We start from the raw sequence: 18,615 nt of genomic DNA, 5'->3' as shown, positions 1-18,615 counted from the left end.
TTATAATATATCTTATATATTTTTATTAAAAATAAATATTAATCTTTTTAAGAAAATATTTTATATTCATAAAAAAATATGTTATAATCAAAAAAAATAAAAAATATTTATTTTTTTAAAAAATATATTATTTTATATAAATAATTATTAATTTTATTTATTTAAAAATATATTAATTAATATAAATAAAAAATATTATAATATAATTTTATAGCCGGCTTAGCTCAGAAGGTAGAGCAACTGACTTGTAATCAGTAGGTCACCAGTTCAATTCCGGTAGCCGGCAAAAATATAGGTGGGATTCCCGAGCGGTTAAAGGGAGCAGACTGTAAATCTGACGTCATTGACTTCGAAGGTTCGAATCCTTCTCCCACCATAAAATAAAAAGCGGGCATCGTATAAAGGATATTACCTCAGCCTTCCAAGCTGATGATGCGGGTTCAATTCCCGCTGACCGCTTTATATAAAATTATGTATAAAAAGCTGATATAGCTTAGTTTGGTAGAGCACATTCTTGGTATGAATGAGGTCCCTAGTTCAAATCTAGGTGTCAGCATAATAAAAATTATGTTTTATAAATTACTAAAAATAAATAAAAAAAAATATATTTTTAATTAATTGAAAATATTTATTATTTTATATAAAATAAATTTATATTTAATATTTAAAATTTAAAAAAATTTTATTATTATTTTTTTTAAAAAATAATAATTTATTTATTTTAAAAAAAATATTATGATATATTATAAATAATTTTTTGAAAAAAAAATTTACCTTTATAAGAGAACTATAATTATGCATATTTATAACATATATCAAATATATATGAACCATAAAGAAAAAATAAAATGGTTTTGCATAATTACTATAATTTCATCAATAATTTTAACTTATATTTTTTTTTTATATAAATTATCAAAAACATTAAAAATAATTTTTTTTAGTACATTATTTATAATATTATTAAAAATATTTTTTCATACAATTTTAAGTAAAAAAATACTTATATTCATTAATGAAATAAAATTAGAATTATTAAATATTGTTTGGCCTTCTTTTAAAGAAACAGCACAAACAACAGGAATTGTTATATTATTAATAATATTAACATCTATATTTTTATGGATAATAGATGGAATTATACTTCGTATAATATCTTATATATTTTCACTGAGGTTATAGAAATTGTATGTAGAAAAAAAAAAATGGTATGTTCTTCAATCTTTTTCAGGATTTGAAAATAGAGTTGCACAATCTATATTAAATAATGAAAAAATAAAAAAAATGAAAAATATATTCGGACAAGTAATTGTTCCATCTGAAGAAGTAATAGAAATTAAAAAAGGAAAAAGAAAAAAAAGTGATTATAAATTTTTTCCAGGATATATTTTAATTGAAATGATTATGAACAACTATAGTTGGCATTTAATAAAAAGTTTACCTAAAGTATTAGGTTTTATAGGTAGCTCTTCTGAAAAACCAACACCTATTAATAGTAATGAAATAAATATTATTCTAAAAAAAATAAAAAAAATTGGCGATAAACCTCGACCAAAAAAAATATTTGAACCAGGAGAAAATATCCGTGTTAATGATGGCCCCTTTTCAGATTTTAATGGCATTGTCGAAACCGTTGACTACGAGAAGAACAGGTTAAGAGTGTCTGTATCAATATTTGGACGGTCAACTCCTGTTGAACTAAACTTCAGACAGGTTGAAAAATATTGAATAAAACAAATTAAAAACAATTTTATTTTTATAAAATTGTTTACTTAATTACAAGAAGAATTATGACTAAAAAAATTACAGCATATATAAAATTACAAGTACTATCTGGAATGGCTAATCCTAGCCCTCCAGTAGGTCCAGCTTTAGGACAAAAGGGAGTAAACATCATGGAGTTCTGTAAAAATTTTAATTTACAAACATCTAAATTAGAAAAAGGAATTCCAACTCCAGTTATTATAACTGTTTATGCCGATAAATCATTTACTTTTATAATTAAAACACCTCCTGCCTCAATATTATTAAAAAGATGCTTAAATATTAAACATGGATCGAAAAAACCTAAACATGATATTATTGGTCATATTACAAAAAAACAAATCAACCAAATTGCTAAACAAAAAATGGTAGATATGACAGGATCAAATATTATTCAAATAGAAAAAACTATTGAAGGAACTGCTCGTTCTATGGGAATTACAGTAATAAAGGAATAAAAATGAAAGAAAAATCAAAAAAAAAGCAATTCAATCAAAAAAAAAAAAAAAAAAAAAAAAATTATAAAATAAATAAAGCTATAGAAATATTAAAAAAAATAAAACCAGCAAATTTTATAGAAAGCATAGACGTAGCGTTTAATTTAAATATTAATCCTAAAAAATCTGAACAAAATGTCCGTGGGTCTGTTATATTGCCTCACGGAACAGGAAAAAAAATAAAAATAGCAGTTTTTACTACTGGAAAAAATATAAAAATAGCTCAATCATATGGAGCAGATTTTGTAGGAATGGAAGATTTAGCTAATATTATAAAAAAACAAAAAATTAAATTTGATTTAATAATTGCTTCACCAGAAGCAATGGAATTAGTTGGAAAATTAGGACCAATATTAGGACCTAGAGGTATTATGCCCAACCCAAAATTTGGAACTGTTACTAAAAATATAAAAAAATCAATAAAAGATGCAAGAAAAGGGAAAATAAATTATAAAAATGATAAAAATGGTATTATACATAGTAATTTTGGAAAAATAAATTTCTCTAATAAAAATTTATATGAAAATTTTTTAGCATTGTACCACTCTATTAAACAATCTAAACCAGCCCAATTAAAAGGAATTTATTATAAAAAAATTAGTATATCGACTACTATGGGTCCGGGAATAAATATTGATCATCTATCTTTATAAAATCATATTTTTATTAATTAAATCAATTATATTTTATATAAAAAATATTTTTTTTAAAAAATAATCAATGATATATGAAAATTTCATAAAAAATTTAAATGCCTTCTATCCTTAAATTTATAATATAAATTATTTATAATTGTTTATAAACATCATTAAAAATAGGATAAAAAAATGGCGTTAAATCGTAATAAAAAACAAGATATAATTAAAAAAATTAATACAATTGCAAAAAAATCATTATCTATAATAACAGCAAATCCATCAAAAATTGAAGTAAATAAAATTAACATATTACGTAAAAAAGCTAAAAAATTTCATGTAAAAATTTATTTAACTAGAAATACTTTACTAAAAAAATCTTTAAAAAAAACAATTTTTTCTAAACTTATTGAAATATTGAAAGGACCAAACTTAATTGCATTTTCTCTTCAACATCCAGGCAGCGCAAGTAGATTATTTATAGAATTTAATAAAAAAAATACAGATTTTAAAATAAAAAATGCAATTTACGAAAATAAAATACTTGATCTAAAAGAAATTCATGATTTAGCTACACTACCAACACATATCGAATCTATCCTTAAATTTATAATAATATTAAAAGAAATATCATTAGGAAAATTCCTACGATTACTTAATCAAATCACTCACAAATCAACATAATAATCTAATTTTTTTAAATATATTCTTAACTAATTTGGATATAATAATCATGTCAATTACTAAAGAAGAAATTTTAGATACTATCTCTAATATGTCAGTAAAAGAAATTATGCAATTAATTTCTGCAATAGAAAAAAAATTTGATATTTCATCAAATATTCCATTAAATATAAAACAAGATTCTTCAAAAAATAAAAAAGAAGAAAAAGTATTATTTAATGTAAAATTAATTTCTATAGGAAGTAATAAAGTTTCAATTATTAAAATAATACGAAGTACTACTGGATTGGGGTTAAAAGAATCCAAAGATCTAGTAGAATCAGCACCCACTCTTATTAAAGAAAATATAACAAAAGAAAATGCAGAAAGTTTAAAAAAAACTCTTATAGATTCTGGTGCTACAGCAGAAATAATATAAAACTAAATAATTTAAAATTAGAATTAACACCTAACTAATGACTGGTGATTTATAAGTCACCAGTTCTCATAATTACTATAATATAATATAATATATTTAATAAAAGCAACAAAAAATTCAATAAAATCCAAAAAAATATTTATTTTTAAATTTAATAAACATTTATATACAAAATAATTATATAAAAAATTATTTAAAATTATAATAATACACTAAGGAAACAATGGTTTACTCTCATACTGAAAAAAAACGCATCCGAAAAAATTTTGGTAAACAAAAAAATATTTTAGATATTCCTTATCTATTATCTATTCAAATAGATTCATTTAAAAATTTTATCCAATCAAAAAAAAGTAATCATGAAGGATTAGAGGCTGCATTTCAATCAATTTTTCCTATTTATAGTTATAACGGATCTACTGAATTAAAATATATTTCATATAATTTAGGAAAAAAAACATTTGATGTACAAGAATCTCAAACGAGAGGTACAACATATTCAGTTCCATTAAGAGTAAAACTACAATTAATTATATACGAAAAAGAATCAAATAATACTATTGTTAAAAATATTAAAGAACAAGAAGTATATATGGGTGAACTACCTTTAATGACAAAAAATGGAACATTTATTATTAATGGCACAGAAAGAGTTGTTGTTTCACAATTACATAGAAGTCCTGGTGTTTTTTTTGACAGTGATAAAGGAAAATCACACTCATCAGGGAAAATATTATATAACGCAAGAATTATACCTTATAGAGGGTCATGGTTAGATTTTGAATTTGATTCTAAAGATAATCTATTTGCACGAATAGATCGTCGAAGAAAAATTCCAATTACTATAATACTACGAGCTCTAAAATTTAATACAGAAGATATACTTAAAATTTTTTTTAAAAATGATATTTTTTATATAAAAAAAAATTCAATCAAAATGGATTTAATTCCAAAAAGATTACGCGGAGAAATTATACCATTTAATATCATAAAAAATAAAAAAGTATACTTAAAAAAAGGAAAAAGAGTAACAACACAGAATATTATCGAATTAGAAAAAGACTGTGTTACCTCAATAAAAGTGCCGAAAGAATATATTTACGGTAAAATAATTAGTAAAAATTATATTGATCCTAAAAATGGAACAATATTTATTAAAGCAAATACAAAATTAACAAAAGAAGATTTCAAAAAAATTAAAAAGTTCGGTTATAAAAAAATATGTGTTTTATTTATTAATGATTTTGATCACGGATCATATATTTCAGATACATTACGAATTGATTCTACAAAAGATCAAAATACTGCGTTAATAGAAATATACAGAATGATGAGACCTGGAGAGCCACCTACTAAAGAAGCTACTGAAAATTTATTTAATAATCTTTTTTTCTCTAAAGAAAGATATGATTTATCTCCAGTTGGTCGAATGAAATTTAATAAATCTTTAAATCGTACAGAAAAATGCGGACCTGGAACATTAGATAAAAATGATATTCTTGAGGTAATAAAAAAATTGATTAATATTCGTAATGGAAAAGGAGAAATAGATGATATTGATCATTTAGGAAATCGTCGCGTGCGATCAGTTGGAGAAATGGTAGAAAATCAATTTAGAGTCGGATTAATTAGAGTAGAAAGAGCGGTAAGAGAAAGATTGTCATTAAGTGATTTAGATATATTAATGCCACAGGATATTATTAATGCAAAACCTATATCTTCTGCAATAAAAGAATTTTTCGGATCAAGTCAATTATCTCAATTTATGGATCAAAATAACCCTTTATCAGAAATTACACATAAACGTAGAATTTCAGCATTAGGAATTGGAGGATTAACAAGAGAAAGAGCTGGTTTTGAAGTCAGGGATGTTCACCCTACACACTACGGAAGAGTCTGTCCAGTAGAAACACCAGAAGGACCTAATATAGGATTAATTAATTCTTTATCAATATATGCAAGAACTAATCAATATGGTTTTTTAGAAACTCCTTATAGAAAAATAATAAATAATATAGTTACCTGTGATATTAAATATTTATCTGCTATTGAAGAAGGAAATTATATTATTGCACAAGCTAATACAAAAATCAATGAAAACGGTCAGTTTTGTGAAAATTTCGTTATATGTAGACATAAAGGAGAATTTGGTTTATTTCATAAAAAACAAGTCCATTATATGGATGTTTCAACACAACAAATAGTTTCAGTTGGAGCATCGTTAATACCGTTTTTAGAACATAATGATGCTAATAGAGCCCTTATGGGAGCTAATATGCAAAGACAAGCTGTTCCTACTGTAAAACCAGAAAAACCATTAGTAGGAACGGGAATGGAAAGATCAGTAGCAATTGATTCAGGTGTAACAGTCATTGCTAAAAGAAGTGGAACTATACAATATGTTGATGCATCAAAAATAGTTATAAATGTAAACGAAAAAAAAATTAATGCATATCAATCTGGTATAGATATATATAATTTAACAAAATATACCCGATCAAATCAAAATACCTGTATTAATCAAATACCTTGTGTTTCTCTAAATGATAAAATTAAAAAAGGTGATGTATTAGCAGATGGACCCGCTACTGATTTAGGAGAATTAGCTTTAGGACAAAATATGCGAGTAGCTTTTATGCCATGGAATGGATATAACTTTGAAGATTCAATTCTTATATCAGAAAAAGTTGTCAAAGAAGATCGATTTACGACCATTCATATTCAAGAATTGTCATGTATTTGTCGAGATACTAAATTAGGTTTGGAAGAAATAACTGCTGATATACCAAATGTAGGTGAATCAGCATTATCAAAATTAGATTCTTCAGGAATTGTATATATAGGAGCAGATGTATCTAGCGGGGATGTCTTGGTGGGAAAAGTAACACCTAAAGGCGAAACACAATTAACACCCGAAGAAAAATTATTAAGAGCTATTTTTGGAGAAAAAGCTTCAGATGTAAAAGATTCTTCATTACGTGTTCCTAACGGAGTAAATGGAACTATAATTGATGTACAAATATTTACTAGAGATGGAATAAAAAAAGATCAACGTACACTAGAAATAGAAGAAATGTTATTAAAAAAAGCAAAAAATAATTTAACAGAAGAACTAAAAATATTTGAAATCAATATTATTATGAGAATAAAGAAAATATTAATTAAATCAGGTATAAAAAAAAACAAAATAAATATGACTTCTTTAGATAATTATTTTAAAAATTATTCTAAAGAATCTAATTATAAAAAAAAAGAAATAAAAAAATTAGAAAAACAATATAAAAAATTAAAAAAGAAATTTACAAAAAAAATAGAAGATAAAAATAAAAAAATAAAAAAAGGTGATGAATTATCTCCAGGAATTTTAAAAATTGTTAAAGTATATTTAGCAGTAAAAAGAAAAATACAACCCGGCGATAAAATGGCTGGAAGACATGGAAATAAAGGAGTCGTATCTAAAATTAATCCTGTTGAAGATATGCCTTATGATAAAGAAGGAGTACCAATAGATATTGTATTAAATCCATTAGGTGTACCATCACGTATGAATTTAGGTCAAATTCTTGAAACACATTTAGGTTTAGCTGCAAAAGGAATTGGAAATATTATAAATAAAATGTTAAAAAAACATAAAAAAATATATAAAATTCGTCAATTTTTACAAAAAGCATATAATCTTGGAGATAAAACAAATCAAAAAGTTAAATTAGAAAATTTTTCTGACAAGGAAATATTGCAATTAGCAAAAAACTTATGTAACGGAATGCCAATTGCAACACCAGTTTTTGATGGAGTAAATGAAAAAGAAATACAAGAACTATTAAAAATGGGTAATTTACCTACTTCAGGACAAATAACTTTATTTGATGGGCGGACCGGAGAAAAATTTGAAAGAAAAATTACAGTAGGATATATGTATATGTTAAAACTTAATCATTTAGTAGATGATAAAATGCATGCTAGATCTACAGGATCGTATAGCTTAATAACACAACAACCTTTAGGTGGAAAGGCGCAATTTGGAGGGCAAAGATTTGGAGAAATGGAAGTTTGGGCATTGGAAGCATATGGAGCTTCCCATATATTACAAGAAATGTTAACAGTAAAATCTGATGATGTTACAGGAAGAACTAAAATGTATAAAAATATAGTTAGTGGAAAATATCAAATGGAACCAGGAATGCCTGAATCATTTAATGTATTAATAAAAGAAATACGTTCTTTAGGAATAAATATTGAATTAAATAACGATTAAAATATTAATATAAAAAAAATATAAAAATAAATCTCATCAAAAACCTAAAATATTAACTATTCATATATTTATAAGAATAATCCATGAAAGATACATTAAAATTTTTTAAAAATAACACAAAAAATGAAGAATTCGATTCTATTAAAATTTCATTAGCTTCACCTGAAATTATACGATCATGGTCTTTTGGGGAAGTTAAAAAACCAGAAACAATAAATTATCGAACTTTTAAACCTGAACGTGATGGATTGTTTTGTGCTCGTATATTTGGACCTATAAAAGATTATGAATGTTTATGTGGTAAATACAAACGCTTAAAACATAGAGGGGTAGTTTGCGAAAAATGTGGTGTTGAAGTTACTCAAAGTAAAGTTCGTAGAGAAAGAATGGGTCATATCGAATTAGCTTCTCCTATAGCGCATATCTGGTTCTTAAAATCATTACCTTCACGAATTGGTTTACTAATTGATATGCCTCTAAGAGACATAGAAAGAGTATTATATTTTGAATCATACGTAATTATAGAACCAGGTATGACAAATTTAGAAAAATATCAAGTTTTAACAGAAGATCAGTATATACATGCTATTAATGAATTTGGAGACGAATTTGAAGCTCAAATGGGAGCAGAAGCAATACAAAAAATTTTAAAAAAAATGGATTTAAAAAACACATGTATTCAATTAAAAAAAGAAGTATTAAAAATAAATTCAGAAACAAAAAGAAAAAAAATGACAAAAAGAATTAAATTAATTGAATCATTAATATCTTCTAAAAATAAACCGGAATGGATGATTCTAACTGTTCTTCCGATATTACCTCCGGATCTTAGACCGTTAGTTCCACTAGATGGAGGTAGATTTGCTACATCTGATTTAAATGATTTATATAGGAGAGTTATTAATAGAAATAATCGATTAAAACGTTTATTAGAGCTTTCTGCTCCCGACATTATTGTTAAAAATGAAAAAAGAATGTTACAAGAATCAATTGATGCTTTATTAGATAATGGAAGACGCGGGAGGTCAATTACTGGTTCAAATAAAAGACCTCTCAAATCTTTAGCTGATATGATAAAAGGAAAGCAAGGTAGATTTAGACAAAATCTATTAGGAAAAAGAGTAGATTATTCCGGTAGATCTGTAATTACAGTAGGCCCTTATCTACGTTTAAATCAATGTGGTATACCTAAAAAAATGGCATTAGAACTATTTAAACCTTTTATATATGGAAAATTAGAAAAAAAAAATCTTGCTACTACTATAAAATCTGCAAAAAAAATGGTAGAACAAGAAGAACCTATTGTATGGGATATACTAGATGAAATTATTCATAAACATCCTATTTTATTAAATAGAGCGCCAACATTACATCGATTAGGAATTCAAGCATTCGAACCAATGTTAATTGAAGGAAAAGCAATACAATTACATCCTTTAGTATGCGCTGCCTATAATGCTGATTTTGATGGCGATCAAATGGCAATTCATATTCCATTAACAAAATCTGCTCAAATAGAAGCTAGATTATTAATGATGTCAACAAAAAATATACTTTCACCGGCAAATGGGGAACCCATTATTGTTCCATCTCAAGATGTAATTTTAGGTATATATTACATGACAAGACAAAAACATAATGGAAAAGGAGAAAATATGTTACTATCTTCTTCAAAAGAAGCTGAGCGAATGTATTATCTAGGCGCGGTAGATTTACATTCTATTGTTAACGTTCGTATACATGAATATATTAAAGACGATAAAAATAATTTTATAAAACAAAAGAAAATAATAAAGACTACAATAGGAAGAGCGATATTTTGGACAATAATACCAAAAGGATTACCGTTTAACATTATAAATAAAACATTAAAAAAAACAGATATATCTAAAATTTTAAATACTTGTTATAGAATATTAGGATTAAAAGATACAGTAAATTTAGCTGATCAAATCATGTATATTGGATTTTCATATGCAGCAAAATCCGGCGTATCCGTTGGTATAAATGACATTATTATTCCAAAAGAAAAAACAAATATTATTTTTGAAGCAGAAAAAGAAGTATCAGAAATACATAAACAATTTCAAACAGGATTAGTAACAGTAAGTGAACGATATAATAAAGTAATAGATATCTGGGCGACAGCAAATGAAAATATTGCTAAAGCTATGATGAAAAATTTATCATATGATATTTTATATGACAATTATCAAAAAAAAATAATACAAAAATCTTTTAATAATATTTTTATTATGGCTGATTCAGGAGCTAGAGGTTCTGCCGCACAAATACGACAGTTAGCAGGAATGCGAGGATTAATGGCAAAACCCGATGGATCAATTATAGAAACACCTATAACAGCAAATTTTAGAGAGGGATTAAATGTATTACAATATTTTATTTCTACACACGGAGCAAGAAAAGGATTAGCTGATACAGCATTAAAAACAGCAAATTCAGGTTATTTAACTAGAAGGCTGGTAGATGTAGCACAAGATTTAGTAGTTACGGAAACTGACTGTAAAACTCGAAAAGGAATATTAATGAGTTCATTAATTGAAGGAGGAGACGTTAAAGAATCATTAAAAGAAAGAGTATTAGGTCGAATTACTGTAGAAAATATTTATTATTTAGATTCTATTAAAATTATGATACCACATAATACGCTACTAAATGAAAAATTATGTAATATGTTAGAAAAAAATTCTATTGATACTATTAAAGTAAGATCAGTAGTACACTGTGAAACAACTTTTGGAGTATGTGCATATTGCTATGGACGTGATTTAGCTAGAGGGAAATTAGTTAATAAAGGAGAAGCAATAGGGGTTATTGCTGCACAATCTATTGGTGAACCAGGAACACAGTTAACCATGCGAACATTCCACATTGGTGGTGCAGCTTCAAAGGTAGCTTCTGAATCAAGTATTAGAATCCGAAAAAACGGAATAATTCATTTAAATCAAGCAAAATCAGTAATTAACTCTAACGGAAAAATTGTTATTACTTCTAGAAATGTTGAACTAAAATTATTGGACAAACTAGGAAAAACACAAGAAAGTTATAAAATACCTTATGGATCTATTTTAACAAAAGGGGAAGGAAAAAAAGTTTATGCAGGTGAAATAATTGCTACATGGGATCCCCATACTATTCCTGTTATTACTGAAGTAAGCGGATATATTAAATTCATTGATATGATTGACGGACAAAGTATTACAAAACAAAACGATGAATTAACAGGCTTATCTTCTATAGTAATTTTAGATCAATCTGAGAGAAATATACAAGGAAAAGATTTAAAACCATCACTCAAAATTATAGATAAAAACGGTTTGGATGTATTTATCCCTGGAACTGAAATGCCCGCTCAATACTTTTTACCAGGAAAATCTATTATACAGCTAGATAATGGAATAAAAATATCTTCAGGAGATACATTAGCTAGAGTTCCACAAGAATCAGTAGGAACAAAAGATATTACTGGTGGACTACCAAGAGTAGCTGATTTATTTGAAGCAAGAAAACCAAAAGAACTTGCTATTTTAGCTGAAATAAATGGAATTGTTTCATTTGGAAAAGAAACAAAAGGTAAAAGAAGATTAATTCTTACACCTCCAAATGGAAATAATACTTATGAAGAAATGATTCCTAAATGGAGACAACTAAATGTTTTTGAAGGAGAAAGAGTAGAAAAAGGAGATATTATTTCAGATGGACCTGAATCACCTCATGATATTTTAAGATTAAGAGGAATACAATCTGTTACAAATTATATAGTAAATGAAGTTCAAGAAGTTTATAGATTACAAGGAGTTAAAATTAATGATAAACACATTGAAGTAATAATTAGACAAATGTTAAGAAAAGCAACAATTATAAATTCTGGTGATTCCCCCTTTTTAAAAGGAGAACAAATAGAATATTCACGAATAATACTAGAAAATAAAAAAATAAAAAAAAACAAAAAAAAAATAGCTACATTTTCTCGAGATTTATTAGGTATCACTAAAGCATCATTAGCTACAGAATCATTTATTTCAGCAGCATCATTTCAAGAAACTACTCGAGTATTAACAGAATCGTCTGTTGCAGGGAAAAAAGATAAATTACGCGGATTAAAAGAAAATGTTATTGTTGGACGATTAATTCCAGCTGGAACTGGATATCAATACCACAAACAAAGATTAAAAAATAGAATAAAAAATTCTTCTAACAAAAAAAACAATAAAACTTCTATTAGCGCAGAAGAAGCCGCTGCAAATTTATCTGAACTATTAAATTCTACAGAAAATATCAATAACAGAATATAAAAAAAATTCGAGCTGATATTACAAACAGCTCGATATATTTTTATATAAAATTAAAAATATACTTTTAATTTTTATAAAAACAAAAAAATAAAAAATACTTAATAAATTATTAAGTACGCGCTATCAGAATAACTACTACTTAATTTACCACTAAATACAACCAATAAAAAAGATTGCATTAAGTGGAATAAAAAATTTAAATTTATTTTTTTAAAAAATTCTTTCGAATATTTATAGTGGCTTGTACCATATTCTGTAACGCTAATGATGTTTCTACCCAATTACGAGTTTTTAAACCACAATCCGGGTTAACCCATAATTGTTCTAATGATATATACTTTAAAGCTTTAATTAATAATTTTTCTATCCATCTTACAGTAGGTATATTTGGAGAGTGAATATCATAAACCCCGGGACCAATATCATTCGGATATTTGAATGTTTTAAAGAATTCTAATAATTCCATATCAGATCGAGATGTTTCAATAGTAATAACATCAGCATCTAAATCTACTATAGAAGACATAATGTCATTAAATTCACAATAACACATATGTGTATGAATTTGAGTACTATCTTTTACTCCAAATGAGCATAATTGAAATGATTTTACAGACCAAGATAAATAATCATTCCATTCTTTTTTTCTTAACGGCAATCCCTCTCGTAAAGCAGGTTCATCAATTTGAATTATATTAATACCAGATTTTTCTAAATCCAATACTTCATCTTGTAAAGCTAAAGCAATCTGTTTAGATATATTTTCTTTAGAAACGTCTTCTCTAGGAAATGACCAGCATAAAATTGTTACTGGACCAGTCAACATAGCTTTTACTGGTTTTTTAGTTAGAGATTGAGCAAATTTAGACCATTTTACTGTAATTGGAGTAATTCGACTAATATCTCCTACAATAATTGGCGGCTTAACACACCGAGAACCATAACTTTGTACCCAACCATATTTAGTAAATACAAAACCCTCTAAATATTCACTAAAATACTCTACCATATCATTACGTTCAGGTTCACCATGAACTAATACATCTAAACCTAATTTTTCTTGTTGAATTATATTATTTTTAATATGTATTTTAATCTCTCTTTCATAATCTAACTGATTAATTATTTTATTATTATAATCTAATCTTAATTTTCTAATTTCTTTAGTTTGTGGAAAAGAGCCGATAGTAGTTGTTGGTAATATTGGTAAATTTAATTTTTTTTTCTGAATTTTAGAGCGTATAAAAAAACTATTTTTTCTTTTTATTTGATCTAAAGAAATTTTTGAAACACGTTTTTGAACAACTACATTATTAACAATATTAGAAGATCTATATGCATAAATTGGTTTTATCCAATTATGTAATTCTTGTATATCTAATTTTTTATTTAATACACGAGATAAAATAGATAATTCTAAACATTTTTGAACACCAAAAGAAAACCATGATTTTACAAAATCTGTTAAATTATCTTCTATAGATACATCCACAGGAACATGTAATAAGGAACATGAAGAACTGATCCAAAATGTATTTTTAAAATTCATAAAAGGTTTTAATTTATTAAACCACTCAAGAAGATTTGCTTTCCAAATATTACGACCACTAATTATTCCTAATGATAATAAAAAATTATTATTTACATAATTATGTAATTGAGATAAATTATATTTTCCAGAAATTAAATCAATATGTAAACCATGAATAGGTAAATTGTTAATTATCTCTAAATTATGATGTATATCACCAAAATATGTAGCTAACAAAATTTTTATTTTATTTTGATTTAATATATTATATGATAATTTAAATGATTTCTTCCAATCCTTCGGAAGGTCTAAAACTAAAATTGGTTCATCTATTTGTATCCATTCAACTTTTCTATAACTTAACTCTAATAATACTTCTTGATAAATAGGTAATATTTTTTCTAAAAGATCTAATTTATTAAAATAAATTCCCTTTACTTTGCCTAACCATAAATAAGTTAAAGGACCTAACAAAACGGGTTTTACTGAATATCCTAAAGATAAAGCTTCATCAACTTCTTCAATAATTTGTTTCCAAGAAAAATAAAAATTTTGATTATTAGTAAATTCAGGAACAATATAATGATAATTAGTATTAAACCATTTTGTCATCTCTGATGCTGAACAATTTTTATTAGTTAACTTAGAACCTCTAGCTACACGAAATAAAGTGTCTAAATTTAACTCTTTTTCATCAAAACGATGGCGTTTAGGTATATTATTAATCATCATGCTGATATTTAAAACATGATCATACCAGGAAAAATCACCCACTGTAACATAATCTAAACCACTTTTAATCTGAATTTTCCAATTTTTTTTTCTAATTTTCTTTCCAGCTATTAATAATTCATTTAATGTAATTTTGTTTGACCAATAATTCTCTTGAGCAGTTTTTAATTCACGATACAAACCAATTCTAGGAAATCCTAGTATATGATTTTTTATTGACATACATGTTTTTTCCTATTTTTATTTTAAAAAATTTTATTTATTGAAATAAATATTAATAAAAATTTTATATTTATAAAATTAAAAAAATAATAATATTTACTAAAAAAAAAGAATTTATAATTTAAAAAAATAAATTGTATAGCATTCTCTGTTAATGGATGTAAAAATTTAAATAAAAAAAATTATTTAATTTAAAAATTAAATTTTTTTAATTACAGCTGAATATTAATAAATATTATATGCATAATAATATTATGAATATATATAACATTATTATAAATACACTTTAAAAAAAATTAAAAATATTTTTATTTATTTTAAAAAATAAATATATGTAAAAATTTAATAAATATTGAATAAAAAATTCATTATAAATGATTTATTAAAATTTCAATAAAAATAAAAATAATAAAAAAATTTAAAAAAATTAAATATATTTTCTATAAAAAATTATTAATATAATTTATAATTTTTCTTTTAAAAAAAAAATTTTTAAAATTTAATAAAACAATAGTATTTTTGAAAAATTTGTAATAATTAAAAAAATCAATTATTTTATTTAAAAAAATTATATTTTATTAAAAAAATAAATTATTTATTTTAAATACATTAAAATACATTTTTATATTTTTTTTTAATAAAATCAAAAATTTTTATACATAACGAAAATTATTCATTTTTTTAAAATGAAATATCTATTAAAATAATCTAATTTATATAATTAAAAAATAAATTATAAAAAAGTTTGATATTAAAATATTCTTATAAATATTAAGTCATATTTAAAAAAATATTATGCTTCAATAGCAATTTTTAATTTTTTCATTGCATTTTTTTCTAATTGTCTAACCCTTTCTGCTGAAATTCCGTAATCCTGAGCAATTGCTTGTAATGTAATCTTAGAATCATTATGATCTAACCAACGCCGCTTAATAATTTGCTGACTTCTTTCATCTAAAACTAATAAAGCATTACTTAACTTGGTAGTAGCATGAGATGCCCAATTTTCCTTTTCTACCTTAACTGCAAAATTTGATTTTTTATCTTCTAAATAAAAAGAAGAACGTAAATTATTTACAGAGTAATCTGTATAAGAATCTTTCGAAGTAATATCAAAAGTAATATCTTGAGCTGACATGCGAGCTTCCATTTCTTTAACTTCTCTTTTACTAACTCCTAATTCACGAGCAACAATTTCTATTTCATTACGATTAAACCAACCTAATCTCTTTTTTGATTTTCTTAAATTAAAAAATAATTTTCGTTGAGCTTTTGTTGTAGCGACTTTAACTATTCGCCAATTTTTTAAAACATACTCATGAATTTCAGATTTTATCCAATGTACAGCAAAAGATACTAATCTAACGTTAACATCTGGATTAAATCTTCTAATAGCTTTCATTAATCCAATATTTCCTTCTTGAATTAAATCTGCTTGCGGTAAACCATATCCTGAATAATTTTTTGCAACATGAATTACAAAACGTAAATTTGATAAAATTAATAATTTTGCAGATTCTATATCACCGTAAAAAAATAACTTTTTTGCTAATAACTTTTCTTTTTTTGAAGTTAGTATAGCAAAAGAATTTGCCATTCGAATATAAGCATCTAAACTACCAATATTAAAAAAACTAATTGTATTGATTTGATTTTTTATTTTTTTCATTTTATCCTAAAAATAAAATACATGATATATAATAACATACCAATTAATCACAGTAGGTATTGATAAATACATATTATTTAATAAATATTAAGAAAACTATTAATGAATTGTTTTTTATTAAATATTTTAAAATCTGTTATTTTTTCTCCTGTACAAATATAACAAACTGGAATCAGTAAATCACTAAAAATAGAAAAAATAACACCTCCTTTTGCTGTTCCATCTAATTTTGTTATAATAGATCCAGTAATATTTAAATTAGTAGAAAAAATTTTAGCTTGTTGCACTGAGTTTTGACCTATTCCGGCATCTAAAACTAAAAATATTTCATAAAATGAAGTTAAATAAAATTTTTCAATTACTCGATTAATTTTTTGTAATTCTTGAATTAAATGATTTTTATTATGCAAACGGCCAGCAGTATCAATAATTAAAATATCTATTTTTTTTTTTATTGCGTTTTGAATAGAATCAAATACAACAGAAGCAGGATCAGAACCTAATGCCTTTGAAAAAACTGAAATATTATATTTTGAACCTAATTCTACTAATTGATCAATTGCAGCAGATCGAAAAGTATCTCCAGCAGATAAAAGAACAGTTTTTCCTAATTTTTTATAGTAATGCGCTAATTTTACAATAGTAGTCGTTTTTCCAACCCCATTAACACCAATGACTAAAATAACAAAAGGCATGCTTGGATTAATATATCTATCTGTTTTTTGAGTTATTTTTAACATATTTAATAACTGTTTCTTAAATATTCTTACAGCTACTGTTGATTCCGTAATATTATTTTTTTCAATAGCTAATTTAAACATATATAATATTTTTTCAGTAGAACTAGTTCCAAAATCAGATAATAATAATAAATTTTCTAACTCTGTAAAAATACGTTTATCTAATTTTTTTTTAGAAAAAATATTTTTTATACTCAAAGTAAAAAAATCTTTCGCTGTTTGTAAAGAATTTTTAAAAAAAGAAAAAAATTGGTTTTTAGGTACAGATTTATTAGAATGAATTAAATTATTTGTATCTTTAAGCTTAGACTCAATTAATATTTTTTTTTTAGAAAAAATATTTAATCTAGAAAAAAAATTTTTTTTTTACTACACATATACACCTCATTATTTATTATAATGCATAAAATAAAATTTAAATTAATAATAATTCTATTAAGTAGAGCAATAAATATGAAAACAAAAAAACAAAAAAAAATCCGCATTACTGGCGGAATATTTAAAGGAAGAGTACTACATTCTATAAGTAAAACTAATATACGCCCCACTAGAAACTGTATTAAACAAGTAGTTTTTAACTGGTTACAAAAATATATTAAAAATTCAATATGCTTAGACTGTTTTTCTGGAAGCGGTAGTTTAAGTATAGAATCAATATCTAGATCAGCTAAGTCAGTAATAGCATTAGAAAAAAATTATATTTTAGTAAAAAGAATAAAAGAAACATTAAAAAAATTTTTAATTAAAAATATATCTGTATTACATGTAAAAACACAAAAATGGTTAAAAAAAAAAGGAAATCCATTTGATATTATCTATTTAGATCCACCATTTAATAACAAATTATTATTAAATCAATCTATAATATATTTAGAAAAATATAACTGGACACAAAAAAATTCAATAATATATATTGAACATGCTGATAATAATATATATATACCAAATAATTGGAAATTAATGAAAAAAAAAAAAATCGGTATTGTTTTATTATCATTATTCTATAAATATAAAAATATATAAAAAAAGTTAATAAAAAAAAATATTAAAATTATTCTATAATAATAGAAATATATGCAATTAAAAATAAAATATATACTAACAATAATATTTAAAATAAAATATAATATTCTTATACAAGAAAATCTATTT

The 18,615-nt window shown here is 24.2% G+C and carries 12 protein-coding genes and 4 tRNA genes; 13 read left to right on the top strand and 3 right to left on the bottom strand.

The genetic code is table 11. The annotated features are described in order from the left end of the window. Positions 1–213: 213 nt before the first annotated feature. From BUCICURT3053_RS00145 to rpoC, 12 genes are all read left to right on the top strand, one after another. Positions 214–286, top strand: a tRNA-Thr gene (locus BUCICURT3053_RS00145). A gap of 8 nt (positions 287–294) precedes the next feature. Continuing rightward, a tRNA-Tyr gene (locus BUCICURT3053_RS00140) sits at positions 295–376 on the top strand. A gap of 10 nt (positions 377–386) precedes the next feature. Continuing rightward, positions 387–460, top strand: a tRNA-Gly gene (locus BUCICURT3053_RS00135). A gap of 22 nt (positions 461–482) precedes the next feature. Further along, positions 483–556, top strand: a tRNA-Thr gene (locus tag BUCICURT3053_RS00130). Positions 557–795: 239 nt separating this feature from the next. Beyond that, complete coding sequence (gene secE / locus BUCICURT3053_RS00125; RefSeq protein WP_154061016.1) at positions 796–1,182, top strand: preprotein translocase subunit SecE; 387 nt, start codon at positions 796–798, stop codon at positions 1,180–1,182. Positions 1,183–1,185: 3 nt separating this feature from the next. After that, positions 1,186–1,728, top strand: a complete 543-nt coding sequence (gene nusG / locus BUCICURT3053_RS00120; protein ID WP_154061015.1) for a transcription termination/antitermination protein NusG — start codon at positions 1,186–1,188, stop codon at positions 1,726–1,728. Between the two features lie 62 nt (positions 1,729–1,790). Next, positions 1,791–2,222 carry a 50S ribosomal protein L11 gene (gene rplK / locus BUCICURT3053_RS00115; protein WP_154061014.1) on the top strand — a complete coding sequence of 144 codons (432 nt, stop codon included), beginning with the start codon at positions 1,791–1,793 and terminating at the stop codon, positions 2,220–2,222. Between the two features lie 2 nt (positions 2,223–2,224). Further along, a complete protein-coding gene (rplA, locus tag BUCICURT3053_RS00110; protein ID WP_154061013.1) occupies positions 2,225–2,914 on the top strand; it encodes a 50S ribosomal protein L1 in 690 nt (229 codons plus the stop codon). A 174-nt stretch (positions 2,915–3,088) separates the two neighbouring features. Continuing rightward, positions 3,089–3,580, top strand: coding sequence for a 50S ribosomal protein L10 (rplJ, locus tag BUCICURT3053_RS00105; protein ID WP_154061012.1), 492 nt, complete (start codon positions 3,089–3,091; stop codon positions 3,578–3,580). Between the two features lie 49 nt (positions 3,581–3,629). Then, positions 3,630–3,998, top strand: coding sequence for a 50S ribosomal protein L7/L12 (gene rplL / locus BUCICURT3053_RS00100; protein WP_154061011.1), 369 nt, complete (start codon positions 3,630–3,632; stop codon positions 3,996–3,998). A gap of 223 nt (positions 3,999–4,221) precedes the next feature. Then, positions 4,222–8,253 (top strand): DNA-directed RNA polymerase subunit beta, encoded by a 4,032-nt coding sequence (gene rpoB, locus BUCICURT3053_RS00095; protein ID WP_154061010.1) that lies wholly within the window; start codon positions 4,222–4,224, stop codon positions 8,251–8,253. A gap of 83 nt (positions 8,254–8,336) precedes the next feature. After that, a complete protein-coding gene (gene rpoC, locus BUCICURT3053_RS00090) occupies positions 8,337–12,569 on the top strand; it encodes a DNA-directed RNA polymerase subunit beta' (protein ID WP_154061009.1) in 4,233 nt (1,410 codons plus the stop codon). Positions 12,570–12,771: 202 nt separating this feature from the next. Here rpoC and metE read toward each other — a convergent pair whose 3' ends face one another. The 3 genes from metE to ftsY form a co-directional block, all read right to left on the bottom strand. Then, positions 12,772–15,054, bottom strand: coding sequence for a 5-methyltetrahydropteroyltriglutamate--homocysteine S-methyltransferase (metE, locus tag BUCICURT3053_RS00085; RefSeq protein WP_154061008.1), 2,283 nt, complete (start codon positions 15,052–15,054; stop codon positions 12,772–12,774). 793 nt (positions 15,055–15,847) lie between these two features. Next, a complete protein-coding gene (gene rpoH, locus BUCICURT3053_RS00080) occupies positions 15,848–16,714 on the bottom strand; it encodes an RNA polymerase sigma factor RpoH (protein ID WP_420021833.1) in 867 nt (288 codons plus the stop codon). A gap of 86 nt (positions 16,715–16,800) precedes the next feature. After that, positions 16,801–17,661 (bottom strand): signal recognition particle-docking protein FtsY, encoded by an 861-nt coding sequence (gene ftsY / locus BUCICURT3053_RS00075; protein ID WP_232037232.1) that lies wholly within the window; start codon positions 17,659–17,661, stop codon positions 16,801–16,803. Between the two features lie 255 nt (positions 17,662–17,916). Here ftsY and rsmD point away from each other — a divergent pair, with 255 nt between their 5' ends. Then, positions 17,917–18,486, top strand: a complete 570-nt coding sequence (gene rsmD, locus BUCICURT3053_RS00070) for a 16S rRNA (guanine(966)-N(2))-methyltransferase RsmD (RefSeq protein WP_154061005.1) — start codon at positions 17,917–17,919, stop codon at positions 18,484–18,486. Positions 18,487–18,615 lie beyond the last annotated feature (129 nt).

This window comes from Buchnera aphidicola (Cinara curtihirsuta) (assembly GCF_900698895.1).
In the GTDB taxonomy this organism is placed as follows: Bacteria; Pseudomonadota; Gammaproteobacteria; order Enterobacterales; family Enterobacteriaceae; genus Buchnera_F; species Buchnera_F aphidicola_AX.
The sequence above is the reverse complement of the archived record's forward strand: the minus strand, read 5'-3'. Positions and strand labels throughout refer to the sequence as shown.